General features: G+C 43.8%; 25 protein-coding genes and 3 pseudogenes. 18 read left to right on the forward strand and 10 right to left on the reverse strand.

Going from position 1 to position 25,641, the window contains the following annotated elements; translation table 11 throughout:
* Positions 1-464, reverse strand: a pseudogene (locus V7K76_RS06540) (reverse transcriptase N-terminal domain-containing protein); the annotation flags it as partial.
* Positions 465-1,064: 600 nt separating this feature from the next.
* Here V7K76_RS06540 and V7K76_RS06545 point away from each other — a divergent pair.
* From V7K76_RS06545 to V7K76_RS06590, 10 genes are all read left to right on the forward strand, one after another.
* Positions 1,065-1,544: a hypothetical protein gene (locus tag V7K76_RS06545; RefSeq protein WP_335029731.1), complete on the forward strand. Its 480-nt coding sequence runs from the start codon at positions 1,065-1,067 to the stop codon at positions 1,542-1,544.
* A gap of 122 nt (positions 1,545-1,666) precedes the next feature.
* The gene (locus tag V7K76_RS06550; protein WP_334950918.1) at positions 1,667-1,993 is read left to right on the forward strand and encodes a hypothetical protein; all 327 of its coding nucleotides are present in this window, start codon (positions 1,667-1,669) and stop codon (positions 1,991-1,993) included.
* A complete protein-coding gene (locus tag V7K76_RS06555; protein ID WP_334950920.1) occupies positions 1,986-2,186 on the forward strand; it encodes a hypothetical protein in 201 nt (66 codons plus the stop codon). Before V7K76_RS06550 ends, V7K76_RS06555 begins: the two co-directional genes overlap by 8 nt.
* A gap of 24 nt (positions 2,187-2,210) precedes the next feature.
* Complete coding sequence (locus V7K76_RS06560; protein ID WP_335029732.1) at positions 2,211-2,600, forward strand: hypothetical protein; 390 nt, start codon at positions 2,211-2,213, stop codon at positions 2,598-2,600.
* A gap of 128 nt (positions 2,601-2,728) precedes the next feature.
* Positions 2,729-3,547, forward strand: coding sequence for a hypothetical protein (locus V7K76_RS06565; RefSeq protein ID WP_334774562.1), 819 nt, complete (start codon positions 2,729-2,731; stop codon positions 3,545-3,547).
* Positions 3,548-3,838: 291 nt separating this feature from the next.
* Positions 3,839-4,216, forward strand: coding sequence for a helix-turn-helix domain-containing protein (locus tag V7K76_RS06570; protein WP_334774563.1), 378 nt, complete (start codon positions 3,839-3,841; stop codon positions 4,214-4,216).
* On the forward strand, positions 4,210-5,358 hold the full coding sequence (locus V7K76_RS06575) for a plasmid replication protein, CyRepA1 family (RefSeq protein ID WP_334774564.1): 1,149 nt from the start codon (positions 4,210-4,212) through the stop codon (positions 5,356-5,358). Before V7K76_RS06570 ends, V7K76_RS06575 begins: the two co-directional genes overlap by 7 nt.
* On the forward strand, positions 5,343-5,702 hold the full coding sequence (locus tag V7K76_RS06580; RefSeq protein WP_334774565.1) for a hypothetical protein: 360 nt from the start codon (positions 5,343-5,345) through the stop codon (positions 5,700-5,702). The genes V7K76_RS06575 and V7K76_RS06580 overlap by 16 nt, the downstream gene beginning before the upstream one ends.
* Before the next feature lie 78 nt (positions 5,703-5,780).
* Positions 5,781-6,263 (forward strand): hypothetical protein, encoded by a 483-nt coding sequence (locus V7K76_RS06585; RefSeq protein ID WP_334950928.1) that lies wholly within the window; start codon positions 5,781-5,783, stop codon positions 6,261-6,263.
* A 281-nt stretch (positions 6,264-6,544) separates the two neighbouring features.
* Positions 6,545-8,719: an ATP-binding protein gene (locus tag V7K76_RS06590; protein WP_334950929.1), complete on the forward strand. Its 2,175-nt coding sequence runs from the start codon at positions 6,545-6,547 to the stop codon at positions 8,717-8,719.
* Between the two features lie 326 nt (positions 8,720-9,045).
* Here the strand turns inward: V7K76_RS06590 and V7K76_RS06595 are convergent, their stop codons facing one another.
* From V7K76_RS06595 to V7K76_RS06610, 4 genes are all read right to left on the reverse strand, one after another.
* A complete protein-coding gene (locus tag V7K76_RS06595; RefSeq protein ID WP_334950931.1) occupies positions 9,046-9,798 on the reverse strand; it encodes a hypothetical protein in 753 nt (250 codons plus the stop codon).
* 61 nt (positions 9,799-9,859) lie between these two features.
* Positions 9,860-11,335, reverse strand: coding sequence for a nickel/cobalt transporter (locus V7K76_RS06600; protein ID WP_334774570.1), 1,476 nt, complete (start codon positions 11,333-11,335; stop codon positions 9,860-9,862).
* A 127-nt stretch (positions 11,336-11,462) separates the two neighbouring features.
* Positions 11,463-12,857: a tetratricopeptide repeat protein gene (locus V7K76_RS06605; protein ID WP_334774571.1), complete on the reverse strand. Its 1,395-nt coding sequence runs from the start codon at positions 12,855-12,857 to the stop codon at positions 11,463-11,465.
* Between the two features lie 5 nt (positions 12,858-12,862).
* Positions 12,863-14,137 (reverse strand): DUF4331 domain-containing protein, encoded by a 1,275-nt coding sequence (locus V7K76_RS06610; protein WP_334950934.1) that lies wholly within the window; start codon positions 14,135-14,137, stop codon positions 12,863-12,865.
* A 206-nt stretch (positions 14,138-14,343) separates the two neighbouring features.
* Between V7K76_RS06610 and V7K76_RS06615 the strand changes: the two genes are divergently transcribed.
* From V7K76_RS06615 to V7K76_RS06635, 5 genes are all read left to right on the forward strand, one after another.
* Positions 14,344-14,601, forward strand: coding sequence for a hypothetical protein (locus V7K76_RS06615; RefSeq protein WP_334774573.1), 258 nt, complete (start codon positions 14,344-14,346; stop codon positions 14,599-14,601).
* A gap of 49 nt (positions 14,602-14,650) precedes the next feature.
* A complete protein-coding gene (locus tag V7K76_RS06620; RefSeq protein WP_334774574.1) occupies positions 14,651-14,809 on the forward strand; it encodes a hypothetical protein in 159 nt (52 codons plus the stop codon).
* A 291-nt stretch (positions 14,810-15,100) separates the two neighbouring features.
* Complete coding sequence (locus V7K76_RS06625) at positions 15,101-15,727, forward strand: hypothetical protein (RefSeq protein WP_334774575.1); 627 nt, start codon at positions 15,101-15,103, stop codon at positions 15,725-15,727.
* Between the two features lie 802 nt (positions 15,728-16,529).
* Positions 16,530-17,021, forward strand: coding sequence for a hypothetical protein (locus V7K76_RS06630; protein WP_334774576.1), 492 nt, complete (start codon positions 16,530-16,532; stop codon positions 17,019-17,021).
* Positions 17,022-17,103: 82 nt separating this feature from the next.
* Positions 17,104-17,331 (forward strand): hypothetical protein, encoded by a 228-nt coding sequence (locus V7K76_RS06635; RefSeq protein WP_334774577.1) that lies wholly within the window; start codon positions 17,104-17,106, stop codon positions 17,329-17,331.
* Positions 17,332-17,491: 160 nt separating this feature from the next.
* Here the strand turns inward: V7K76_RS06635 and V7K76_RS06640 are convergent, their stop codons facing one another.
* Both V7K76_RS06640 and katG read right to left on the reverse strand, forming a co-directional pair.
* Positions 17,492-17,689, reverse strand: coding sequence for an NblA/ycf18 family protein (locus V7K76_RS06640; RefSeq protein WP_334774578.1), 198 nt, complete (start codon positions 17,687-17,689; stop codon positions 17,492-17,494).
* A 598-nt stretch (positions 17,690-18,287) separates the two neighbouring features.
* Positions 18,288-20,597, reverse strand: a complete 2,310-nt coding sequence (gene katG, locus V7K76_RS06645) for a catalase/peroxidase HPI (protein WP_334774579.1) — start codon at positions 20,595-20,597, stop codon at positions 18,288-18,290.
* Positions 20,598-20,806: 209 nt separating this feature from the next.
* Between katG and V7K76_RS06650 the strand changes: the two genes are divergently transcribed.
* Positions 20,807-21,295, forward strand: coding sequence for a hypothetical protein (locus V7K76_RS06650; RefSeq protein ID WP_334774580.1), 489 nt, complete (start codon positions 20,807-20,809; stop codon positions 21,293-21,295).
* A 129-nt stretch (positions 21,296-21,424) separates the two neighbouring features.
* Here the strand turns inward: V7K76_RS06650 and V7K76_RS06655 are convergent, their stop codons facing one another.
* The 3 genes and pseudogenes from V7K76_RS06655 to V7K76_RS06665 form a co-directional block, all read right to left on the reverse strand.
* Positions 21,425-21,997 (reverse strand): Rieske 2Fe-2S domain-containing protein, encoded by a 573-nt coding sequence (locus V7K76_RS06655; protein WP_334774581.1) that lies wholly within the window; start codon positions 21,995-21,997, stop codon positions 21,425-21,427.
* A gap of 48 nt (positions 21,998-22,045) precedes the next feature.
* Positions 22,046-22,207: pseudogene (locus V7K76_RS06660) on the reverse strand (response regulator); the annotation flags it as partial.
* 190 nt (positions 22,208-22,397) lie between these two features.
* Positions 22,398-23,526, reverse strand: a pseudogene (locus V7K76_RS06665) (IS4 family transposase).
* 380 nt (positions 23,527-23,906) lie between these two features.
* On the opposite strand from V7K76_RS06665, the gene V7K76_RS06670 reads away from it, so the two are divergent.
* Positions 23,907-24,584 (forward strand): response regulator transcription factor, encoded by a 678-nt coding sequence (locus V7K76_RS06670; protein WP_334774582.1) that lies wholly within the window; start codon positions 23,907-23,909, stop codon positions 24,582-24,584.
* 52 nt (positions 24,585-24,636) lie between these two features.
* Entirely contained in the window at positions 24,637-25,575 is a 939-nt protein-coding gene (locus V7K76_RS06675; RefSeq protein WP_335029733.1) for a HAMP domain-containing sensor histidine kinase, read from the forward strand.
* Positions 25,576-25,641 lie beyond the last annotated feature (66 nt).

A 25,641-nucleotide genomic window follows, 5' to 3' on the forward strand; every position in this document is an offset into this window, starting at 1 on the left:
AAACCCGTAACTTCTGGCGTGGAAAGTGGCAACGCGCAAGCTGGTTCGAGTGCATATTTTGCTAGGCATTGCCAGGTTCTATCTGCGATGGTAGGTATCTTAAGTATTCTGGTAGTCCCGTCCTTTTTGGGGATGGGGATTTCCCGTAATCCTTGATGCTTCCAGTTTCCACTATTCATTTTTAGTAATTCTTCAAGGTTGAAGCGTTCTTCAAATGAGAGCGATTTTTTCCCATCGATACCAGCCGTCTTTTTACCAGCATTTAGCTGAGATACAAGTCTAATTGCAAGAAATCGAGCCGAGGTTGATTTTAGAATAAGCTTTTGGAGTGACCTAGCTTTCCGCTTGTCTCCAACTTGAACCGCTTTGTACACGCGCTTTTGAAGGCGGAGAAGATTTCGGCGGAATTTCTTCCACGGTAAGGCTCTCCAAGATTCACTAGTTTTGTAACTGTGTCTAATCATTTTCTCTTCTCTAGTTTGTGTATTCTGAACACCTCAGACCAATTACGGTCTGTCCTACCCGACTTGTGAGGATTCCGCTTCTCGTCTAGCCTACCTGGGGAACGAAAGCCCCAAGACTCCCAAATCGTTTTTATTCGTTCCCTCGGAGAGATTGATTGTTCCGTTAGATGTAGCCACTTCGACTATTGGATTCCCTAGACTCTTGCCGTTTTCTGAGCGATGATTCGGCGGGAATGGACTCCAATGAGGTCAGGGTTTTTTTGTGTTGCGCCCTGCCCTTGTATAAGTCGCTTTTTTAGGCTCTATTTCATCGTAGGAACTCCCTGTTAGCGCCAGTGTCAACCCGCAACGGTCGTCTGATTGCGCCCAGTTAAGAGCTTCACTCTGCAAGAACCGAGCTTGTTCGGTGTGGGCAGGTAAGGAGTCAATTCTGAGTCTGAATGGCAAGGCTTTCACTTGCATCTGACCGAGAGTTCAGCCTTAATGACAGTAATCTGCTGTCGGGCTGGATTAGTTATTTACGGACTGATTACCGTGATTCACTAATCAACGAATCGCACCACTCACTACAAAGATGGCACACTGCTAGTAGAAGCAGAGGTGCAAGGGAGCAGGGGTGCAGAGGGGAAAAACCTACAACAACTTTCTCCTCTGCCCCTCTGCCCCTCTGCACCCATGCTTTCCTCTTCTACTGAAAACCAAATCATGGCGCATATCTTCAACGAGTGCCAGAACTACAACAATTCGCAATTCGCAAGTCGCAATTCGCAATTAAATGCCATAACTAAAAGTGAAAAGCCTTACACCTGTAATGATTCAATCATTAATTCTCTTGACAATTGCGAATTGCGAACTGCGAATTGCGAATTGCTTAGTGACTGGTGGGTGAAGAGGCGTTATTCAGTGCAGCAGCAGTATTCTAACTCCGTGCTTGATGCTGTGCGATCGCTGTCGATGGTGGATGTGTCTACTGATGGTAAATCCATTTTTGATGAATATTTTTTAGATCAGCCGTTAGAACAGCTAACTGGCGATAAATTGCAACGCCTGCTGGAGAGAGCAGAGTTAGTAACGACGTAAGTTTTGGGCTTCGCCTGGGAAAAGGTTAAAGGGTAAGGGGGAAAGGTAAATTTCTTCATTCCTTTCCCCTTACCCCTTCCCCTTTTCCCTAAAACACATTCCCTTCATTCACCTATTCATCTATGCAACCGACAATCTCAATTCCCCAATACTGGCCCTACCCTCGCTTTGCTTTGGAACAGCGTACAGAACAAGGCATCATCTTGGGACTTTATTACTACCCGAATGGTACAGAATTGGCTGAACAATTTGATGATGGTTGGCGTTATGTGCTGATGCCTAACAAGAATTCTGACGAGATATCGTACTTGCAAGAGAATCAAATCCAACCGCTCACACCAGAAGAATTATTTCAGCAAATTACCGCAGAGATTGACTTTTATCAACAACAGATAAACATTCTCAACCGACAGTTAACCGTATTAACTAAGAGTGCAAACAATGGCTAATTCTACAAACAGTTTTGACCGTAGAGCCAATCATTTGCTGCGTTCGATTCGGCTTTGTGGTGGTTGTGTTCCATTGCATCGTTTGCAATTCCAATTCTCCGATTCAGTCATTCAAACCCTGCTGGATAAAGAACTGGTGCAAGTACAGAACACGGGACGCGGCTTTTTGTTGGAAATTGCTGAGGATTATTAACTCTTAACCGAAGAGGAACCAATTATGAAACTTTACGCAAAAACTATTCCACAGACTTTACCCGATTGGGCAAGCACCGTTACAAAGTGTGCAGATTTGATTGAGATTGAAATCAACGATGAACACCCTAATTTTCAATCCCTGCTTGAAGAATTAGAAACCGAGATTGAACCAGGAATCAGGGGAGTGAAAGTGGAAGATTTATGCTCACGGCTGGGCATTGAAATGTCTAACTCCAGCCTCCAGCAATTAGTTGAACAAGCTCAAACTCTGATATTCCTTATTGCTACGCACCCAGACTATAAACAACTGTTGGACGAGGGATATCAACCTGATTTAAACATTGCTGATGCTAGCACTGCGCTGACTTATCTGCAATGGGAGCTAGAGCGGAATCTACAGTCTTTTCCTTAGTACAAAAGCAATCGTCTGAATGTAGTCAATATTCAAACGATTGCTACTACGGAAAGTTGCTTCCCGCTACAGAATTCCCATTATTGCACACAGAACACCAATCAATGAAACTTTAATTGAGGTGAAACATGACTGCTGAAATCAAACTAGGTTTATGCAACCCTCCCGAACCGATTTATCTATATGTCAAAAACGCTGAGTTAGGTGGAGAATCATATCTCTGGTATCACTACGATATTGACAGGGATAAAACCATTCCTGTTACCCAAAGAGCATTAACTGGGTATCTGTCTGAACTGCGCCTAACGACTAAAGAATTCAAAGGAAAGGACAATCTGAAGCTGGATATTGTCGTAAGTGCCGATGAACTTTATGTTGTCAGGACTGGTGTTGAAACCAATTTCGCCAAAAGCTTTCTTCTGGCTGCATCATTAGTCCAGGATTTTTCTAAACCATTGATTATCGTTGCGAATGCTGGTGACGAGAATACAGTTTTCTGCAATCTTTACGATGCTGCAAGTAAAAGCAGAATTGAAAGAGAATGGAACAAAAATGCTGATTGGGCAACAATCATTCGTGACATCCAATTTCGCTTAGGTGGCACTCCATCTACACCAAAACTTAGCGTAGTCCCTCAACCAGTACATCCTCAAGACTTACGAATCAAAAATATTCGCACCTTGCTTGATTATCCTCTTGATTTGGTCAGAGAGTGGTTGCAATTTCAGGATGTTGACCGCCCAAGTCTACTTCATCTTAGCAAGATTAATGAACTGGTAAAAACCATGTGTTTGGCTTGGGCAGCAGACAAGTGCGAGTATCCCAATCATGCCGAATCTTTGTATCAAAAGCAGGTTGTTGATGCTGTTGGTAATGGTGCTGATGAGTTAACAGCAATCAACGGGTGGATGCAACAGTTGCAATCTGCAAAAGCCGGAGCAGTGTAAATAACCATGCAGGATTCAGAATAATTTTACTTCTAAATCCTCAATTAATCAAAGAGGAATTAACCATGAGAATCATTGTTACAGTTGTTGAAAAATCGTCAGTGAAGCACACATCGATATCCCTGATGGGCTGAATCAATCTGCAATCAAACAGTACATCGTAGACCGCTACAACAGTGGGGAAATACTCACAGATATGAACATCTTTCAAGTTGACTTTGAATCAATCAGCGCTCGGATTGTACAAGGGCAGTCTAATGCTAAATCTTCATCAATAGGGAAGGTGAAATTATGAGTATCAAATGGACTGATGAAGAAGTAGCAATCATTGAGGCGAAAGCTGAAGTCTATACAATCAAACAAATAGCTTCAATCCTAAAAAGACGAGGACATCAACGCACACCAATTGCAATTTATCTGAAGTTAAATAGCTTAGGTTATTCCGCACGCCCCACGCTTGATAATTATAGCTGTCAAGAAATCGCTCAAGTTCTTCAATTGAATTTCTCAACTGTAGCTAGATGGGTAAAAAGAGGATGGCTCAAAGCGACAAGACGCTCTGCCAGACATTACCAAATTCGGAGATGGCATTTAAAACAGTTTTTTGACAACTCTACAACACAGCCGTTGCACTGGAATTATGGGAGATTAAGCTGTTTACTTTGCTGACTTACCCGCCAGCGATCGCTCTCAACCAAAGATTCCTCGGCCATCTGCTTGTTCCCGAAGGTGAAAAACTGATTATCCTCAAGGCTCCCAAAGGCACTGGTAAAACCGAATGGCTAGCAACTGAGGTAGCGAAAGCACATGACCTTGGGAGACGGGTATTAATAATCACCCATCGCATTCAACTGGGCGAGGCGTTGTGTAATCGGTTTGGTGTTAACTATGTTACCGAAGTTCGCACGAATGAAACAGGCACATTATTAGGATATGGGGTGTGTGTTGATTCGCTGCATCAAGAAAGTCAGGCGCGATTCAATCCCAATGACTGGGCGAATGATGTGATAATTATTGATGAATGCGACCAAGTATTCTGGCATTTGCTCAACTCTGGTACTGAAGTGCAAAAACGTCGGGTGTCCGTTCTCAAAAACCTCAAACAACTGGTACAGAATGTTTTGGGCAGCAGTCAGGGAAAGATTTATTTATCAAGTGCCGATGTTTCCGACACAGATGTGAAGTATATTTTGTCACTCGCTGGGGAATATCGAGTTAATCCATTCGTCATTGTAAACAACTATCGGCACATAGCCGGAAACTGTTACAACTACTCTGGCACTAACCCTAAAAATCTCATCGCCGCACTCAACAAAGCAATTGCCAAAGGTGGGCATCATTTATTATGCTGCTCTGCTCAAAAAGCCAAGTCCAAATGGGGGACGCAAGCACTTGAGGAACGCTTTCGCCGCAAGTTCCCTCACCTGCGAATCCTGAGAATTGACAGTGAATCCGTTGCTGATCCATCTCATGCGGCTTTCGGTTGTATCGCTCACTTGAACGAAATTCTGACTCAGTATGATTTGGTAATCGCCTCCCCAAGTTTAGAAACTGGGGTATCCATCGACATTCGAGGACATTTTGATGGTGTTTGGGGGATTTTTCAGGGAGTGCAACCGGTTAACTCCGTGCGCCAGATGTTGGCAAGGGTTAGGGAAACTGTTGACCGTCACATTTGGGTCAGAGAATGGGGGATGTTCAGCAGCGCTTGGCTGAATTGTCCCGTCGTTATGAAGTTGAAGTTACTCCTGAGCTTGTTGAGAAAGATGACGACGGCTGGTATCCTCAACTGCGGATGCACTATTATTTGACGCTGGGGCGAGAGTTTCTGACGAACCGTGATGCCAAAAGAGCAAAAGCGCAGTTAGAAGCTGGGGAGAATTCGATTTGGAAGCCTGATTTTAACAAGAGGCAAATGTTGCCGGCTGTACTGTTACTCGAAAATCTGAATCTGTTGCAGTTTCTTAAGCCAGACGTTCAGTTGCGGGGGTCTGATGAGCGGATGCTGGAGTTTAAAGCCCTAGCTGTAACGCATCGGCACGTTATCAAGAATTACTTGAATGTCAGTATCTCGGAAAAACTGACTTCAGTAGCGATCGCACAGAAGTTATACTGCGAACGGGTAACAACGAGACTTTTTAAAAAATGGCTATAAGCTTGGCACAAACAAGCTTTTGGCGATTATTCAAAAGTCAAGTTCTCAGCCGTTTTTAGTATACTTGCAAAGATTGATTTGAAGTTGGATTATGTCGGTCGGTTGGGTAAGCGTGAAAATCGGGAGTGTGTTTATCAATTCGTTGCCCCTGATGATGAGCGTGATTCGATTTTTGGGCAGTGGTTTAATCGGGATGAACTGTTTTCAAGGGATTCGGTGTCAGTCAGTAATAATAAAGATATACAGACACCCGTCATTGACACCACCTCACAGTTAATCCCCAAAAATACTGAACTGGTGTCAGGCACTAATAGTATAGATATCACCACACCCGTCATTGACACAACATCACACCACATTCCCCAAACGTCAGATAGCGAAGTCCTTGAGTGGAAGGGGCTAAAGCTGAAAATGCAGCAAGGGCTAGACAGCGTTGACAAGTTCTACCAACAGCTAGTCTCCCAAGTTGGCTCGGCTGTTGGAATTGCTGATGGTGAGCCTTACTGGAATGCTTATCTGGGGCAGTGGCAGATTTGGGTTAACGTTTGGGAGCGACTGTAGGTCTGTGGTCTGTGATTGGTTGGTGGTGGTGTAGGTCACATCCTCACAAAGCTCACCCGATTAATTACAGGGATGATCGCTGCATTGGTTAGGAATTTGTCAAACCTGCGTGCTGCGAGGGGTTTAATGCCATGAAACCTTAAAATGAGAATTGGCGATCGCTAGATATTTACCACTATCAACATTATTTATAAATTTTGTCAAAGTAGATTTTAGAAATCAAAAATATCCTTCATACTTTAAAACAGTAATCCTACGTAAAATTTAAGGAAGGGATGGCAATGACATCTCTATTACAGCGACTAAGTGCAGAACGAAATCGCAGATTTGTAGGACGTGAGCGGGAAGTGGAGCTATTTCTTGATGCGATCGCATCAAGAGAATTACCTTTTCACATTTTGCACGTCTTTGGCCCTGGCGGTGTGGGCAAGACAACCCTCATGCAGCAGTTTTTACGGTTTTGTGAACGGTCAAAAATATCAACTATCTACGTAGAAGGACGTAATATAGAAGCCGCGCCAGAATCTTTTATTAGCACGTTGCATTCGTTGATGGCATTGAATGAATCAGATTCGCCTCTGGATGTGCTAGCGCAAAGAGAAGAACGTAATGTAATTTTAATTGATACTTATGAAGCTATTACCCAGTTAGATGAATGGCTGCGGGAAGTATTCTTACCCCATTTGTCTGTTAATACCTTAATTGTGATTGCTGGACGCAATCCTCTCTCATCTGGTTGGTGTAGCGATCCAGGTTGGCAAGCTTTAATGCACACGTTGCCCCTACGCAACCTGACCCCAGAAGAAAGTCAAACTTATCTCACCACACGAGATATTCCCACCACACAACACCAGGCGATTCTAGATTTTACCCACGGACATCCTCTAGCATTATCTTTAGTTGCTGAGGTATTTGCTCAGGGAAAAGAAATCTCTTTTCAAGCAGAATCTGCTCCCAATGTTGTTAAAACACTGTTGTCAAGATTCATCAAAGAAGTACCAACACCCCTACACCGTATGGCTTTAGAAGCTTGTGCGGTGATCCGGCTGACTACCGAAGCCGCACTAAATCAAATATTGGCTGTGCCTGAAAATACTTTGGCTGGTGAAGCTCACTCTTTAGGGGAAATACTTGATGTTCACGATTTATTTGAGTGGTTGCGCGGACTGTCGTTTATCGAATCAGGGCAATTGGGTTTATTTCCCCACGATTTAGCACGCGAAGTTTTAATTGCTGACTTGCGTTGGCGTAATTCGGAATTATACACGGAATTACACCACCGAGCGCGTCAATATTATACTAAACGACTAGGACAAACCCAAGGGCAAGAAAAGCATCGAGTCCTACTTGATTATATTTTTTTGCATCGGGATAACTCGGCGATTCGATCCTGTTTTACCTGGGGTGAGCAAAGTAGTTTATTGACAGACTCACTGCGAGAAACTGACAAAACCGCACTGCTGGGGATGGTAGCAGAATACGAAGGCGAAGAATCAGCAAAAATAGCAGATCACTGGTTGAAGCGCCAACCACAGAATGTAGTAGTATTTCGTGACTTGCATTCCGAACCTGCGGGATTTGCAATGATGGTGGCATTGCACACAGCAAGTGTTGAAGATTTGAATGCAGATCCGGCCGCTCTTGCATCTTGGCAATATCTCCAAACCCATGCACCATTACGTCCTAGCGAAGGTGCAACTATTTTCCGCTTCTGGATGGCACGGGACACCTATCAAGCTGTTTCACCCACCCAAAGTCTAATTTTCATTAATTTTGTGCAGTATTTTCAGAAAACACCGGGGTTAGCATACACCTTCCTACCTTGTGCCCAAGCAGATAGTTGGACAGCAATGTTAAACTACTTCGACTTAACACGACTTTCTGAAATTGATTTTACAGTTGAGGGAAGACACTATGGTGTTTATGGGCATGACTGGCGAATTGTGTCGCCTGCCGCATGGAAGGAAATTTTGGCTCGAAAAGAGGTTACAACTGCGGGAGAATCTGTAGATAATACTCCAGTCGGTGAACCTCTGTTAGTTCTTAGTCAGCCAGAATTTGTGGAGGCGGTACAGAATGCGTTACGTAACTTTAGTTGTCCCGATGTATTACAGAATAATCCATTAGTGCGATCGCGAAGCGTCCATGAAATGCTTTCTGGCTTAGTTAAGGAACAAGTTGCCACAAAAGCAAGTGTGAACGAGAATCCTTTGGACACATTAGGCGAACGCGTTAATGCTTTACAAAATCTGGTGAAACAAGCGGTTGAATATTTACAATCATCACCGCGTGATGAAAAACTCTACCGCGCTGTTTATCGAACTTATTTAAATCCTGCCCCCACCCAAGAACAAGCAGCTGAGTTACTAGATTTGCCTTTCAGTACCTATCGCCGCCATCTTAAAGCTGGGATGACGAGAGTTGCAGATATTTTATGGCAAAGAGAAATTAGCTAATCAGCTAAAATTACGAATCTTAGTGCGAAATGATTTTATTAGGGATAATATCACAGACTTAGATTGAGCCAAAAAAGTGTTTCAGCCTGTGACAAGCTAAATTCAAAATAGCCTATTATGCACAAAGCAGTTATTAAAGAGATGAAGACAAATCGTTTCATATTTTCCTCAAAATAACATTGACTGACAAACTTATCACATACAATTAGCAATGAATTAAATGTCCAGTGACTATCTTTGACTATTGTCAGTTTTGGAAGTTTATATTAAGTCCTTAACGGGCGATCGCCCGTTAAGTGATAAATCTAGAGTGATTCATTAAGAACTTAGTTGACAGATTTTAGCTTTCTCAGTTTGCGCTTTAGTATGAAGCTGCTACCAAAAATACCAAAGGCTATTGTGCTGGCGATTGAAGAAGGTTCTGGGACATTTACCGCACTGCTACCGAGTGTAATATTGCCAGGCCCTGTGATGGTATTGGTAAAAGTACCAAAACTGTTATTGCTATTGTCAAATCCAGTAGTGACTAAGAAATATTGATTATTGGCAGTTAAGCTCAAGCCGCTAAAACTAGATGTGCCTTCATCTGGGAAAGGATCATTCCCACTGAGTAAATTAACTAATGGGGTAGTTGGGTTGAAGCTGTTTTGGTACAAGAACTGGATGCCCAGAAAAGCTTGAGAACCTACAACATTATATAAGCCAGTAGTATCAACTAAGAAAGGCTGGCTGTAATAAGGGACGGCAGTACCATTACTAGAAAGTGATGTGGGTGGGTTTGTACCACTTTCAAACCCTTCCGTTTGCGGACGGTTAAAAGTTGGTGCATTTGTTGTGTCACCAGAATATGAAATAGTGGATGCCTGAGATGGCAGGATAACACTTACAGATAGAGCGATGGCTACGCCCAACCCAGGCATCGCAGCAGAGGCAATAGGGATTGAACGTAAGAGCGATTTTTGCCAAAAATTAAATGAACACTCACTCAAACTCTTAAGCTTGGCTATTTTAGAAAACTTGGTAGAGCGATGAGATAGATTGTTTTCTGAGACGATGGATTCTTTAATTGCTTGTGACATATATATAGTTGTTCTAGGTTATTTTTACAAAACTGAGTGCTTTGTATGATTGCACTTTCATCTAGTTCCAGGGATGAGCAAGCAAAGCCTGGGAAGTAATACCTAAGCCAATTAGGGTAATACATAAGGCACTTGCTACGGGTAACATCTTGATCCTGGGGATCTGGAGTGGCAAATGCTCAAACCGATTTTTGGCGTAGACTAGCATTAAGCCGATTCCAGTTAGTACTGCTGCTAGACCTAAGCTAAAGGCAGACACTAGCGCTAGTCCAAAGCCAACTCGTCCCATTGCGATCGCACTCAGCAACACTACCAAGGCTGAAGGACAAGGTAACAAGCCGCCGGAAATTCCCAGCGCTAGTAGGCTAGACCACTTCATGGAACTGACATCACCGTGATGCGGTAAATGTGAATGCTCGTGGTGATGATGGTGATGATGGTGGTCGTGGCTGTGTTGATGGTTTTCATGCTCATGGTCGTGTGAATGACCTTGTAATCGACTGATGAACAAATTTAAACCAATTCCAATTACTAGCAGACCAGAGATTACACTTAGCCAAGGGTATAATTGTTCAGTCAGCACAAACTGAGACGTGCCAAGTGTTACCAGCCCTAAAAGAAATATGCTAGCTGTATGAGTAACCGTCACAGTCAACCCCAGGAATAGAGCGTGTTTGGCATTACTACGGGAACCCACTAGATAAGCACCGACTATCGTTTTCCCATGACCAGGGGACAGGGCGTGTAAACCACCCCATAAAAAGGCGATCGCTAGAGCTATTAAGATAGTCAGGAAATTATGATTTTCCTGGGTAATTAGGTTAGTGAAGATATCGTTGCTTCTTCCTGTCAAAGCATTATCTAAACGGCTGGATGATTTAACTTCCGGTGGAGGCGCTTGTTCGCTCGATGTCAGGGACGGATTGAGTTTAAAGTCAATCCGACGTTGGTCGAGAGGACTGCTAAGTAACTCAGTGGGGTAATCTCTCAAGCGGTTGGTGATACTGTTAGAGGTGAAACTACCTTGAATGGTCACGCCATTTGCAGCCACAGTAATTTCACGCCAGCCCAAGCGCTGCGGGTAGAACTTGTCTTCAAATTCTATTAACTGATTCGCGCCGACTAACTCCATTGATCCCTGAAAATTACAACTCAGCCGCAGTGTAGATAATCCTCCGACACCTGGAGGAAATTCGACTGTTGATTTTACCAAAGACAGTGCTTGCAGATGTTTATCGATCAACAGTTCCAGATGTGAGTTGACTTCCTGGCATTTTTGTTCTGGGTATTGAACTGTCTCTACAGGTTCAGCTTTGCGATCGCGATTAGTATCTAAGTGATTAATTTCCTGAAAAGCCGGAATCTCTGCCATGTCTAGAACATAATCAATCCCCACCCCATCGGTTGCTACCTGCACTCCTGCGTAGTGATTGATGGTAAAATTGCCTAAAGGATGGGCATCCGCCTCCGGCATCCAAAATAAACATACTACGATGATTGCAGTATTCCAAGCCAAGTAATGTAGCAGCTTTTTCATGAAGAACTCCCCATAACGTTAGGAGTGGGAGAGGTTATTTTGAGAGAGACACAGGGCATTAGGTTTGCCAAGACTTGATCGAAAAAGACTCATGATACAGAGCAAGAAAATTTCTTTATGGGGATTGTTAATTTTGAATTTTGAATTTTGAATTTTGAATTAGGAGCGAAGCGACTTGACGAGCTTCATCAGCATACTTGTGATGAAATTGAGGATTGAGGCTAACAGCTTGAGTTAATCGCTTTATTGCTTCCTGACGCTTACCTAAGTGAAACGCAATCATGCCAGCATGAAATTGCAGCAAAGCATCCTCTGTTCCGAAGCGAGTTGCCCGTTGTGCTGCTCGTTGCGCTTCTTCCCATTCCCCATTAGCCGCAGCTGCCCAAGCCAATGTATCTTCTGCATATACATCGTCTCGCACTGCTACTTCACTCCGGGCAATTTGTAGCGCCTCTGGTAAGTGGATTCCATGTTCAGTGTAGTAGACAGCCATTGCGCGATCGTAGATTCCTTTAACCTTGCTCAGGTAAGCGACTACCCCAATTAAATCTTCAGTTTCAGCTGCGCCTTCCTGATCTCCCAGAGCTACTTGAGCATCAGCCTTATACCCCAGCGTTTCTACCAATGGCATCAGTTCTATACCCTGGTTGGCGATATTTAGAACATCCTGCCAGCGATGCTGTGCCGCATAGAGGCGGGCTAGTCCTGTAAACGCAGCTATATGCCGTGGAAAGAGGTCAAAAGCTTCCCGATATCGCTGCTCAGACAGGGCAAAATCGCCGCCTGCAAAAGCCAGATCCCCAGTCCGCACATGAAACCAAGCACGAGTTTCGGCACTCGTTGTATAGAAAGAATCCATCTCCTGCATAGCCTCATCTAGCAGTTGCCGTGCGGAGGCTAGATTGCCAGTTAACTCTAAGTAACGAGCTAAAACCGCGTTATGACCAGAGTTCGATTCTTCCTGTGCAAGGTTCTGCAATAGTTGATGAGTTGCTTCATAATTACCCAACTCCATCTGAATCGATGCCAAGAGCGAGACAATATTGGGATTATCAAGAGATGAATTATTTAACACATTTAAAGCTTCTCGAAACTGATGTTGAGATAGTAAAGCTGATGCTAGGAGCATGGAAGAAACCTGATTATGGCGCGGCTGTAGTGCCAGGGATCTACGTGCCGCTTGTTCTGCTCGTAACACATCGTCTATATCTCCAATTTCTCGAAAGCGCCTCAAATATTGATCGGCTAACAGACGTAAAAATATTGAAGAATCGGGAGATTGGGCAACTTTCTCCTCATAGACGCTGATAATATGCGATCGCTGTAAATAATCGGGGTAGACTAAATCTGACTGCTGACCTGGTAATATCTGCTTTGAATTAACAGTCAGCAGTTGTACAGCAGAGGAATATGTGTTTAACTTACCATTGGTGTAGCCTAAACTTAGCGCTTGTGTATCACAGGGTCTTAGTAAAACCAGTAGGCTAGTCAGCACTAACACCCATAGTATTCGTAGATACATAAACCTTACAAAGGATTGCCTAAATAAGGGAATGTAGAAAGAAAGTTGGCATTATTAGGCCCAACATTATCGCTAGTCAGCCCCGGAATAATACCAGTAGAAATGCCTGTAACTGCATCACCAAAGACAACAGATGCCGTTACATCGATTACGTCATCTTTTGGTCTTCTACCACCAAAATTTTTGCCTAACTGAGTCCCAAAATAACTACCGCTAGGTTTGGAAAGGTCAGCTTGGATCACATCAGGAATCGCCACTGAGATCACTGCATCGGCTATGCCTTTAGGTCTACCGATCGCTTTCACAAAAGCTTGAATGAATTGGGATTGATTGCTAGCGTCTTTAGTTGGTGTCTGAAGATTACTATTATTATGAGCTTTAAAGTCCATAAAAAGTTCATTCAGGGCTGGAACTGCTAACCGCTCAATCTGAGCAAAATGCCCGTTTCTGAGTCTAGGAGTTTTAACACTAGTTGTCATCCAAACACCAATCTTGCCTTTACCAAGCAGTTTCCTGGGTAGCTCGACAATAATTGAGTGGACATTGAATGGGGCTAGGGTATCTTTTGCTTGTCCTGGTGGTCTAAAGGTAAGAACTGTGAAGGGAGGACTGGGATTAGGCTGAAGGCTATAGTTCCGATCCGGGATGATTTTAAAGAACTGTTCCAAATCGAAAAAGAACGGGTCTTTGCGTGTGCCAACAAAGAACTTCATACCGTTATATGCGGCGAATGTTTGGTTGAGTTGCCCTGTCCAACTTACTGGGAGTAAAGCTGACTCTGTTCCTACTGTGGTTGGACGACATGGGCCGCGGACTGTGACAGTTTGCTCTGAGCCTTTACCATTTACATTGAATTGGAGTACGACATCTTCAATACTGTCGCCAGTGTTATCAATCTTGAACTGATAAAGAACGTTTGGATCGAATGGTCTTTTTTCACCAGAAACGATCAGAGGGTCGAAATCCATCACTAAGACAACATTTTTGGGGTCTGTGGGACTCTCAAACACAAACAAATCTGTGAGATCCGCAGCAGTCAGCTTAGTGGCAAGAAAAGTTGTGTCCTGGTGGTCTGAAGCCAAAGCTTTAGGAGTTGCATAGGTTAGCACTACCAGCAAAATAGCCACAAATGCCACTATGGGACGAAAAAAACGAGTAGCTTTAGTCCAATATGGCGATCGCTTGATACAAAAAAATACCATATTTTGGACTGCTTTATCTATGAGTAACCTGCTTTCAGTTGGTATAAAAGAGGTGATCCTCCGAGCATTTATTCTCATAGTTGCCCTTCTTGAGGTGTTTAGCCTCTACTGTTGGTGTGAAAATAGCAAGTTGATTTAGATTCCAAAAAAGACTGCGGATATTACCGAAGTGCTTCACAGCTTATTTGCTCTTACTACTCACTTTCCAGACCAAAACTTGCTCATTTCTTGCTCACTTTTCTAATTTCCAGATTTAGTAGCTTTTAGCACTACACTTGTAATACATGTTTGTTTTACTGGATATGTTGTTCGACCCGACGCTAAATAGTGGCGGCAGTGCTTCGCAAGACGTAGAAACGTTTAATGCCCGTCGCATCAAGGAAAAGATTCTCCAGAAAAATGAAATGACTGCCTTTCTCATCCGCATTGACAGAGAGACAGGCAGACGTGGTGCAGAGAAGGACTGGGCATTGAATGCCTCTTGCCAAATTGAAGCACAGCGCAATTGGTCGATCAATAATCTTCGGGCTGATTTGCGTTAGCGTTCGCGCAGCGTTCCGCAGGAAAGCTTAACGAAGTTATCGCTGCTTCTTGAGATGGGCAATACGATTATTCCTTTGGGCAACGGTGGACGAGGGGACATCTCGGTGGTGGATGAAGGCGGCAGGGATTGCCATCGATGAAGAACATTATCGTAAGGTGGCTAATGCCAAAGATATTGACAGAAGGACTTATACTAAAAACGGCTGAGAACTTGACTTTTGAATAATCGCCAAAAGCTTGTTTGTGCCAAGCTTATAGCCATTTTTTAAAAAGTCTCGTTGTTACCCGTTCGCAGTATACACCAGCAGGCAGCATCAGAGGCGAATGGCACTAAGTTAAGATACAGCCCTTGCCCTGACTGGTTCCCAGCCTGGAGGCTGGGAACCCATTCTGGGAGGCTCCGCCTCCAGTAGCTTGACGAGAGGCAGCAGCCCCTCGGAATACATTCCCTGCCTGGAGGCTGGGAACGAGGCTACACATGCTTTTGGGCTTTTCTTAGTGCCATTCGCATCAGAGGCGATGATTCAGGCTTTGGCTGACTTCTCTAAACGCAATGCATCTCACGTTAAAGGTATTCTCAACCTGACCATTCCGCTATCGGAGTCTCCAGTTTGGATTTTGGGGCAGTACCTTTGGCAACTCGGTTTGTCTACTGAGTCACGAAGACCAATGGAAGATGGTCAGAGGGTTCGGTATTATCGGCTGAATACTGAGGATGTCGAGTTTATCCAGAAGGTGCTGGATTATCGGCAACAGCAGAGGGAGGAGAAGGAAAGAAAACGCCGCCAGGAGCAGGAACTTCAGGCTGCTTATGCTGCTAGGATGCAAGCTCAGTATGGGATTAACCCGCCGTCCACACCCCCCATTAATGAAGATGGAGATAATAATCGGGGGGGTATGGACACAGAGGTAAAACTCAGTGATTATTGGTGGGAACGGGTTAAATATTATGCTCGGCTGGCAATTGAGCGCTTTGACTACGGTGTAGAGGGCGTTAAAGAATTGCTCAGTACACTAACGAGTGATGAGCGTTGTGGGGTGATGCTAGAGTTTGAAGACGCAAGCCCTGACAAGTTTGCTCAACTGGTGGCAGATGCGCCTGATTGGGTCGAGTGGATAGGCTGAGAAAGTGGGGCTTACTATTAACCCTCTTTTATCACTTTCGGGAGAGAATAATCTGGAATGCTTACAGCATAAGACTTTTACCAAAAAATCATGATTTCAGCCATTGTGTTAGAAAATAAACGCTCAAATGCCCGTTGTATCTACAGTTCAAAATTTGGCTTTGATTTTTATTTTCCCAGAGTGACAAAACAGGGTTAACCACTTTAGTTGTTAGGTTAAAAATGCTGCTTGGTTTCACCGAAGATCACGCCGTACTGGTTGGTGAGAGAATTTGTGTTGCCTTTTATCAGTTATCAGTAGGGAGTCAAACCAATTCGCAATTGAAAATGACGCTCGATGACTCGCTACCGCTGCGCTAACGCAATTCGCAATTCGCAATTATAAAATCAGTGGGGGCTTGTACCAGGGCAAACGCATCTAAAGTATAAGAATCCTTTAATAGCAAGGGTTCCAGCGTTTTTTAATTTAGCCTATTTCTTCGTCAATATCCTTACCCAGCAAGGGTTTCAGAAATCCCGTGCGTTCGTCCTGGGGCTTGTACCCTCCACTGATTTAAGACCACTGATTCTTTGAATCAGTGGGGGCTTGAAACCCATTAATTAAACAATTAAGTGATTTCTTGTATTTAATTGCGAATTGCGAACTGCGAATTGCGAATTGTTCAGTCACCTGTAATCGACAGATAGACAAATCTTTTGAATGGGTGAATGCATGAATACGTGACTGAATATCTTATAATTAAGATGAATATTCAACATTCATTGCACCTCGATTTCTACCTGTAATTAAAAGTTATCTGATTATGCCAGACTTTGTTTACATAACCAAAATAGGTACGACTAGAATAGCAAATTATAGCGAAGTAGATCAGGACTTAATTGATAATTTTAGATGGCGAGTTGATAGTAATGGTTATCTGCGAAGAAATAGCCCGCGAGATTCTCATTCTAAACAAAAAACTATTTTCTTTCATAAACTAGTGGCTCAAAGAATGGGACTTGATATGTCACTTGAAATTCACCACTTCAACAGCAACACTTTTGATCATCGCCGTGAAAACCTCAAAGCATCAACCCGTCAACAAATTCAAATGAATCGAGGCAAGCACTGCAATAATAAGTCTGGCTTTAAAGGTGTAGTCGTATGTAATAAGTGGGCTGGGAAATTCCGAGCGCAAACCACACTTAATCGTCAACCAATAATCATTGGTTATTTTGACACCCCTGAAGATGCTTATCAGGCGTATTGCGATTATGTCCAACCCATACATGGGGAATTTTTTAAAAGAGCTTAGTCACCCTCTCCCATGCCCCTCTGCCTGATTCATCGTCGTCCACACCCCCCATTAATGAAGATGGAGTAATAATCTATTGGGTATGAACACAGATGAAGAACTCAGTGATTCTTGGTGGGAGCGGGTTAAATATTATGCTCGACTGGCGATTGAGCGGGTTGAGTACGGTGTAGAATCAGTTAAAGAATTACTCAGTACGCTAACGAGTGATGAGCGTTGCGGCGTGATGCTGGAATTTGAGGATGCAAGCCCAGAGAAGTTTACTCAATTGCTGACAGATGCCCCACAGTGGACTGAATGGATGGCGTGATTTCCCATTCGATATAGACCAGTTGACTGTTAATTCCTCAAGCATCTGTTGAGTGTAGATGAACAGTCCTGTAATATCTATTGCTTCATTTCTTGACTTATTTTTGAAACCCAGCTAATTCTAAAACTTCAGAATCTGGCTAAGTTTCGCAAGGTTTATTTTAACCCAAGATTGAACCGGAATCAAGTTCCCACTGATGTTTGAGCAATTCTTGGTAAGTCGTTTCCCTTATCATCATTTGCTTATAGAGCATCAGCAAAAATTCTTGAGCTTGTTCATGGGACATCTGCTGCACTTGATCAGAGAAAGTTCTAAGGCTAAATTCTTGTTCTAAAGATAATTCAATGGGTTGATTCATCACTTTTATTACCTACTCTTTTATTTGGGTTTGCTTAATATAAGCAAATATTTCTTTATATAAATAAATGTTACGATGCCTTTACAAAAATCGAAGGGGTGTAAACCGTACCGACGTAGGTTAGAAATGCCGTATCTGCTGCTGAAAACCTTGATATCACTCCATTGTGGCAACCCAAGTAAAAACTTAAGTTCTAAAGTTTTTTACTAAGAGGTTTTTAAAAGCATTTTTCGCCTCTGCTTGCGGCTGGCGAGCTAGATATTTACCACTACCAACATTTTTATGGCGGTGGATGCAGTCCCGCCGAGGTTAGAAGGCGACGCAAGTTAACAACTCCAACCCGAATTAATGCTCCGTCCACACCCACCTTTAATGAAAGTGGAGATAATAATTGGGGGGGGTATGGACACCGATGCAGAACTCAGTGATTCTTGGTGGAAGCGAGTTAAATATTATGCTCAGTTACCCGCATTTCTCACAAGCTTGAAATGCAGAGGTGCAAGGGAGCAGGGGAGCAGAGGAGAGTTCAATATGCCTTGTTCAATCCCCTCTGCCCCTCTGCTCTATCAAACACCTGAAGCTTGTGATAAATGCGGGTTTAGCGGGTCTGTTCAGCGTCAACGTCGAAGCGATCAAGCATCATCACCTTGTTCCAGGCTGCGACGAAGTCCTTGACCATCCTCTCGTGACCGTCATCAGCGCCATAGACTTCAGCAATCTGACGCAGTTCCGCGTTCGAGCCGAAGATGAGATCGCAGCGGGTTGCGGTGAATTTCGCTGCACCGGTTTCGCGATCGCAGATGTCAAAAAGCATCTCGCGATTGTCAACAGGCTTCCACTCGTAGTCCATACTGGTCAGGACACGGAAAAAGTCATTGGTCAAGACGCCCGGACGGTCAGTGAAGCTACCATGCTTTGAATGATCCCAATTCTGATCGAGCGCGCGAAGTCCGCCGACAAGAACCGTCCATTGAGGCGCGGTCAGCGTGAGGAGCTGCGCTCGATCCAGGAAGATACGCTCCGGCTTCACCTTGTAGCCAACAGCCTCATTGTGATAGTTTCTGAAACCATCCGAAACTGGCTTCAGCCAATTAAACATTTCAACATCTGTCAGCTCCTGAGTCGTATCCATCCGACCCGGAGTAAACGGCACGGCAACAGAAAACCCAGCGTCTTGTGCAGCCTTCTCGATCGCAGCACAACCACCGAGGACGATAAGATCCGCCATCGAGATTTTTTTGTTGGCCGACTGAGCGCCGTTAAAGTCCCCCTGAATGCGATCAAGGGTCGATAGCACCTCGCCGAGTTCCTGCGGGCGGTTCATTTCCCAGTCTTTCTGGGGATTGAGGCGAACGCGCGCCCCATTTGCGCCGCCGCGCTTGTCGGAATGGCGGTGACTCGATGCCGCTGCCCAAGCGGCTGACACGAGCGCCGAAACAGAGAATCCACTCGCTAAAATCCGATCCTTGAGAAAATTGATATCGGCGGCATCAACGACATCATGATCCAGTGCCGGAATTGGATCTTGCCAGATCAGATCTTCCTCTGGGATTTCCGGACCAAGATAGCGCGTTTTCGGACCCATGTCTCGATGGATCAGCTTATACCAAGCGCGCGCGAACGCATCGCTGAAGTAATCGAAGTCACCCAAGAAGCGCTGACAGATTTCGTGATAGACCGGATCGACCTTCAAGGCAATGTCCGAAGTCATCATCATTAACGGGTGCTCAACGCGCGGTTGATGGGCATCCGGTGTCTTTGGCGCATCAGGATTGCTCGGCTTCCACTGAATGGCACCTGCTGGACTCTTTGTCTGTTCCCAATCGTATTTAAAAAGATTTGTTAAGTAACTGTTGTCCCACTGGGTTGGATTTGGAGTCCACGATCCTTCGATCCCGTTCGTCATTGTATATTCGGCAAACCCAGTGCCTTCAGGGTTCTGCCACCCCAAACCCATCGCCTGAATCGGTGCGGCTTCCGGGGCTGGACCAATCTTGTCAGGCGAAACCATGCCATGACTTTTGCCAAAGGCATGACCCCCTGCAATCAGCGCGACAGTTTCTTCGTCATTCATGCCCATCCGCGCAAACGTCTCGCGAATGTCTCGCGCCGAGCCATAGGGGTCGCCCTCAGCGTTTGGACCCTCTGGATTGACGTAAATTAGCGCTTGGTGCGAAGCCGCTAGCGGGTTCTCAAGGTCGTAGTATTGCTCGTTCGGTTTCCCAACCCACCGAATCGTGCGAGTGACCATCTCATCAGGATGACCAGGGTGTTCCTTAACATCGTCAACCGAATCGCCGTTCCAGAATTCGGGTCCCCAGTATGTCGAGCGATCCGCCTCCCAGGCATCTATGCGACCGCCACCAAAACCGAAGGTCTTAAACCCCATGATTTCGAGCGCACAGTTACCCGTCAAAACCATCAGATCAGCCCAGCTTAGTGCCGCACCATATTTCTGCTTGATGGGCCAGAGCAGCCGTCGTGATTTATCTGTGTTTCCATTATCCCACCACGAATTGATGGGTGCGAAGCGTTGCATACCCTGACTCGCTCCACCCCGACCATCCGCGATCCGGTAGGTGCCTGCTGAGTGCCACGCCATGCGAATCATTTGAGGTCCATAATTCCCATAGTCGGCGGGCCACCAGTCCTTTGAATCGGTCAGCAGTGCTTTGATATCGCTCTTCAACTGTTCAAAGTCAAGCTTCGCGAAGGCTCCTTTGTAATCGAAATCTCGCAGTGGGTTAGCTTGGGGCAAATTTTGGTGAAGCAGTTCGACCTGAAGTCGGTTCGGCCACCAATCATCGACTTGCGGCTTGGAGCCGAGCGCTCCGCCAATGCGGGTTCCCCGGAAGGGGCATTGTGCAGGAGGGGTGGCAGGGTTGTTGTTCATGGGGCTATTATTCATTCAGTTCAATCCTTCTTCATTAAATTCAATTCTCTCTAACAGTTTATGTTAGTCAAGCTGTGTTGAGCGCCGCCACTTGTGGCGGTTTGAACGGCAAGTTCCTTCATCGCTAAAGTTCTTGCAAGTACTGAATGAGCTACCCTTTGCTAACCCCACCCCCCTGCTACGATTATCATTTTTATTAACAGCTTTTTGAGTATTTTTGCTGATTGACAAAATGCACTTTTTTTAAAATTATCACGGGTGGTGCACCTCCGAGGACACTGCAACAACAGAGGGCAACCAAGGAAGATATCATCGCCTTTATCAAAAAAGCGAAAACCAAAAAGACATCGCCAAAATTGGATGTCTGCAAAAATTTTGATAACACAAAATTAAAACCAGTTCTTCCAGATGATGCACCGATCGCTGTAGTACTTTTCGCGGGTGGCGGCGGGATACAAGCGGGGATGGTACAGGCTGGTATTCGTCCGGTCATTGCGGTGGAGTTCGACCCCACCAAACCAGACTTGAGCAGGGCGATACCTTCGGCACACTTCGTGAACGCCAAAACCCATCACCGCAACTTTAGCAAGTACGGCTGTAGAATAATCCAGCTAACAGTTCAAGAAATAGCACGGTTAGGATTTCTAGGTTTTCCGCGATACCCTGACTATCTCCATGCCTCCCCAGTGTGTTGGGTAATGGGAAATCAATAACGTACAAGTGTCTATTGGCGCTTTCAAACTACAGATGCACAGGGAAAAATGGAGCGCTTATATCCGACTGTTTGACCCAGCAAAGTAGCCTTGGCAGACTACTAGGGAATCTAATTTCAGATTGATAGGTTAACGAGGATCTACAGCAGGTTTGTAATCGACTAAACGAACTTGGTTTTGCTTGACTACTATCGTGATTAATGGTAAAGAACGTTTTGCTGGGCCATGAACGACTCGACCCTGAGAATCGTATTGAGATCCATGACAAGGACAAATAAAGTGATTCTTCTCAAGATCCCACTCAACTGTACATCCTAAATGGGTACAAGTTGGATTGATAGCGTACTCAGCAATCTTTGGCCCGTCTTGAATGATCAGATAATCAACGCTATTGTTTGGCAAGCCTTTTACAAGAATCGGAATTCCAGGCTTTGCGGTTGTCAATAGTGTATTAGTTTCAATTTTTTTGCCGTCTTTGTCCAGTGCCTCAGATCCGGGAAGATAATTTTCACAGCGCGAATTTTTTGGATACAGCGAGCAAAGGGTTTCTAAGTCTAGCTCACGACTTTGGCTGATTTTGGGAAACAGATATCCCATCGCTACTGATGCAGCTGTAGTACCTAGCATGTAGGTTAAGAAATTCCGGCGCGTTTTTATTCTCGTTGGAATTTTGCCATTAGTAGAAGAATTGTCTCTCATCATTAGATTTACTCAACAAAGGTCTACTAATATACTAAGGTGCGAATCGCAAGCTGTGAGCATGATAATTGGTACTTCTGATTGTTTCCGTAATTCTTGACAGACACCGTAACCATCCAGCTTTGGCATCATCACATCCAGAACGATTAAGTCGGGAGTTTCTTTACGAAAGGCTGACAAAGCTTCTTCACCATCAGAAGCTTGGACTACATTCAATACGGTTCGGTTAAGCTCTAAGCAGTATTGTATACAGAGAAGTTGAGTGTCTCAATTTTGGCTCCCGATCCCTTGTGTATAGGTTTCTTGGAGGGAAATTTAGCTCTAGTTTTTTTTACAACTCGCGGGTTGCTTCTTCCTTCACGTTCAGGTATCTGTTCATCGAGAATTTCTGTGACAAGCCAGGTTAAAAAAAAGGTATCTCTTCTGGCTCAAGACGCTGAAATTTAGGAATAGCACGACGCACTACATTCAGAGTTCCAGTAAAACTTAATCGTAAAGGGGAGATTTGAGCGTGTTCTGCAACTTGAAACATGAACGAGCGCACAGCCCAATGCCCTAGAAGCCAGCCATAAATTTCTTGGACAACTTCACGGGGATTTAAAGAACGAATAAGAGTTTTGCGACCCAACAGATGGACTTTTAGTTCATCAATGGTGTTTTCAACTTCCCAACGTTTATGATATTCCATCGCCAATAGCAAAGCTGGGAACAAAGCAAAATCAGTCAAACTGGTAATCAGGCGGTAAATTTCTGGCTCTCCCTCAGTATCAATAGTGTATTCAATGACTCGCACCCTGATTTTTGTGCCCCCTTTTTTCTTTGATTTCCCATCAGGGGCAATCCACGACAGGTAAGAGCCATCTTCTAAGACTTCCTCCACCTGGAATTTAACGTTCTTTGGCACTCGTCCCAAGTAATCGCATTTTTGCCCAATAGTTGCTCGTACCATTGCGTAGGAATGTAGTCCTCTATCCCACATTAGTAACATTTCTTGCCCCACAGAGCGTAGCAACTTCTTTACTCTGACTCGCTCGCCGATACGGTACGGGCACATTAGTGCATCAACTATCAAATGTGTTCCAGCTTCAATCAGGAGTACTAAGCGGACTTTGGGAAAAGATGCTTGAGTTCCAGGACGACTACCTGGATATCCAAATACCCTCACATTTTCCTCCGTATCCGGCACATCGAATAATGTTCCATCTACTGCCATTACTCGTAGTCCCCAATAGAATTGCTTCCGGGGTTTCAACTGTAGCGAGAGGACGCACTATTAGGTGGAACAGACGAGTTATCACCTGAGAACCTATTCTTTGCCGTGCTTCGGTAATTGATGATTTACAAGGTATCCGCCAATACGAGCCTACTTTGATCCAAGCTTCGCTTAAACCATCAACCAGATTTTTGAGTACTGTTCTCATTGAGACCCTTGACCATAAACTCATCGCAATGATTAAACAAACAACTAAGTGTGATGGTAAAGCTCGTTTTCGTTCTTCGCTAGCTTCTGCATCTGCGGTAAGCGAAGCCATGCCGTAGGCTTATCGCCTGCTCTATCGCTGATGACGGAATAGCTGTTTCTAACGCCTTAAGTACTGTACCTGATTCTACATTCGGCACAAATAAAGAGAATTCTTTGAGTTGCATTTTTGCCGTTTGCACCCTGATGACAATTATCAGTTTACATGGTGTGTGACCTTAACCGAACCGTATTGGGACTACATTGTAGCCAATCATAAATGGATGATATTATTAATGCAGGGATCAACCTTCTTGCTAGGTCGTTGCTCTTGGAGAAAGATGTTAAAAAATAATTTTATTCGTGGTTGATACACTGTGGGTAGATACTTCCGATTGATGGATGTATGGATATCATTCGGAGTAGTGTTAGTGCTAATCGGACAAACCTGTTATGAAAATTCTTTTAGTAGAAGATGAATATCGGATTGCAAAAGCACTTGCAGAAGTACTAATTGATCAAAATTATCTTGTTGATATTGCAAACGATGGTCAAGAGGGATTGGAATTTGCTAAAGCCTTTCCTTATGACTTAATAGTGTTAGATTTGATGTTACCAAAGCTGGATGGCATAACTTTGTGTCGGCAACTACGGCTTGAGGGCTACTCTATACCGATTCTGTTGCTAACTGCAAAAGACACTAGTACCGACATTGTAATTGGGTTAGATGCCGGAGCAGATGATTATGTTGTCAAACCCTTTGATTTACAAGAACTAATGGCTCGCATTCGGGCTTTACTTAGGCGGATAATTACTATTTTACCCCCTGTATTTGAGTGGGAAAACTTGCGTTTAGATCCAAGTATTTATGAAGTTAAATATAATGAACAACCAGTACATCTGACTCCCAAAGAATATAGGATTTTGGAATTGTTTTTACGTCACAGCCATCAAGTATTTAATCGCAACGAGATTCTGAAACATCTTTGGTCTTTTGAAGAGCCACCAGGAGAAGAAACAATAAAAGTTCACATTCGCAGTTTAAGACAAAAATTAAAATTAGCTGGAGCTAGTGTTGATTTTATTGAGACAGTATATGGTTTAGGCTACCGACTAAAACAAACTTTTTAAATTGATGTTTCAGGCTTTAGGCAGGCGGCTTTTATTTTCATACTTAGGTGTAATGGTAACAATCTGGGGTACTTCTACTACATTTGTCTACCATTTTTTATCTTACAATCTCTATCAAAAATTAGATAGCGAAATCGTCAATTTAGCAAATGCAGCTTCTCACAACTTAATAGCAGCACCAGTAGACAAAAAAGCAATTAATACTAGAATTCCTCGAATTTTAGATAATGATGATGATGGAGATTTAGATATTCCTTGGCAAGATTTACGTGAAAATCATCAAGGAGTAGAATGGTTTGATGTTAATGGTCATCTGTTAGCAAAAGCGGGAAACACTATTTCTCGGATGTCATTTACTCCTAATTTTAACGTCAGCCAACACCAAAAAATTCGTAGTATTACTATTCCTGTTTATCTGCATAGTTTAAGTGTGAGAAAAGAACTTGAAGGCTATGTGCGAGTCAGTGAGTCTACAGAAGAACTAGAAGAAGAACTTGACAGACTTTTATGGGGATTTGAGTTAGGAGGACTGATCGTAATAATTCTTAGTGCTTTTGGTGGTTGGTGGCTAACAAGACAATCTTTACAGCCTATTGAGCAAAATATTCAGCAATTAAAACAGTTTACTGCCGATGCTTCCCATGAGTTGCGTAGTCCTTTAACAATAATTAAAACTTCTGTTGAAGTGATCATGAATTATCCAGAGCGAGTTCATCCAGCTAATGTGAATAAATTGGAAGCTATCTCATCTGCAAGCAATCAAATGACTCGATTAGTAGAAGATTTACTTTTATTAGCTCGAACAGATGCAGTAATAAATACTCAAGTGATTGCATGGATAAGTATTCCTTTAGATGAATTATTAGAGGATTTAGTGGAGTTTTTGGAACCGCAAGCAGTATCTCAGGAAATTACTCTGAAATCAGAAATATCAACCGAAGTTTTTGTCAAAGGTGAAGCTATTCAACCCACATTCCGCACTTCAACTTGAAGCATAAAGAGATTACAGTCAAGATAAAAGCGAAAAGTCAGGATAATTAAGAAAATAATACTGAAT

This window comes from Nostoc sp. (genome assembly GCF_036917975.1).
Classification (GTDB): Bacteria; Cyanobacteriota; Cyanobacteriia; order Cyanobacteriales; family Nostocaceae; genus Nostoc.

Coding starts and splice junctions, on each gene's coding strand:
- V7K76_RS06555 (WP_334950920.1), top strand. CDS start 1,986: ATGGCTAATTCTACAAACAGTTTTGACCGTAGAGCCAATCATTTGCTG.
- V7K76_RS06640 (WP_334774578.1), bottom strand. CDS start 17,689: ATGAATCAACCCATTGAATTATCTTTAGAACAAGAATTTAGCCTTAGA.
- V7K76_RS06565 (WP_334774562.1), top strand. CDS start 2,729: ATGACTGCTGAAATCAAACTAGGTTTATGCAACCCTCCCGAACCGATT.
- V7K76_RS06655 (WP_334774581.1), bottom strand. CDS start 21,997: ATGATGAGAGACAATTCTTCTACTAATGGCAAAATTCCAACGAGAATA.
- V7K76_RS06595 (WP_334950931.1), bottom strand. CDS start 9,798: ATGTCACAAGCAATTAAAGAATCCATCGTCTCAGAAAACAATCTATCT.
- V7K76_RS06605 (WP_334774571.1), bottom strand. CDS start 12,857: ATGTATCTACGAATACTATGGGTGTTAGTGCTGACTAGCCTACTGGTT.
- V7K76_RS06590 (WP_334950929.1), top strand. CDS start 6,545: ATGACATCTCTATTACAGCGACTAAGTGCAGAACGAAATCGCAGATTT.
- V7K76_RS06550 (WP_334950918.1), top strand. CDS start 1,667: ATGCAACCGACAATCTCAATTCCCCAATACTGGCCCTACCCTCGCTTT.
- V7K76_RS06580 (WP_334774565.1), top strand. CDS start 5,343: ATGCACTATTATTTGACGCTGGGGCGAGAGTTTCTGACGAACCGTGAT.
- V7K76_RS06670 (WP_334774582.1), top strand. CDS start 23,907: ATGAAAATTCTTTTAGTAGAAGATGAATATCGGATTGCAAAAGCACTT.
- V7K76_RS06560 (WP_335029732.1), top strand. CDS start 2,211: ATGAAACTTTACGCAAAAACTATTCCACAGACTTTACCCGATTGGGCA.
- V7K76_RS06615 (WP_334774573.1), top strand. CDS start 14,344: ATGTTTGTTTTACTGGATATGTTGTTCGACCCGACGCTAAATAGTGGC.
- V7K76_RS06675 (WP_335029733.1), top strand. CDS start 24,637: ATGGTAACAATCTGGGGTACTTCTACTACATTTGTCTACCATTTTTTA.
- katG (WP_334774579.1), bottom strand. CDS start 20,597: ATGAATAATAGCCCCATGAACAACAACCCTGCCACCCCTCCTGCACAA.
- V7K76_RS06630 (WP_334774576.1), top strand. CDS start 16,530: ATGCCAGACTTTGTTTACATAACCAAAATAGGTACGACTAGAATAGCA.
- V7K76_RS06570 (WP_334774563.1), top strand. CDS start 3,839: ATGAGTATCAAATGGACTGATGAAGAAGTAGCAATCATTGAGGCGAAA.
- V7K76_RS06610 (WP_334950934.1), bottom strand. CDS start 14,137: ATGAGAATAAATGCTCGGAGGATCACCTCTTTTATACCAACTGAAAGC.
- V7K76_RS06635 (WP_334774577.1), top strand. CDS start 17,104: ATGAACACAGATGAAGAACTCAGTGATTCTTGGTGGGAGCGGGTTAAA.
- V7K76_RS06600 (WP_334774570.1), bottom strand. CDS start 11,335: ATGAAAAAGCTGCTACATTACTTGGCTTGGAATACTGCAATCATCGTA.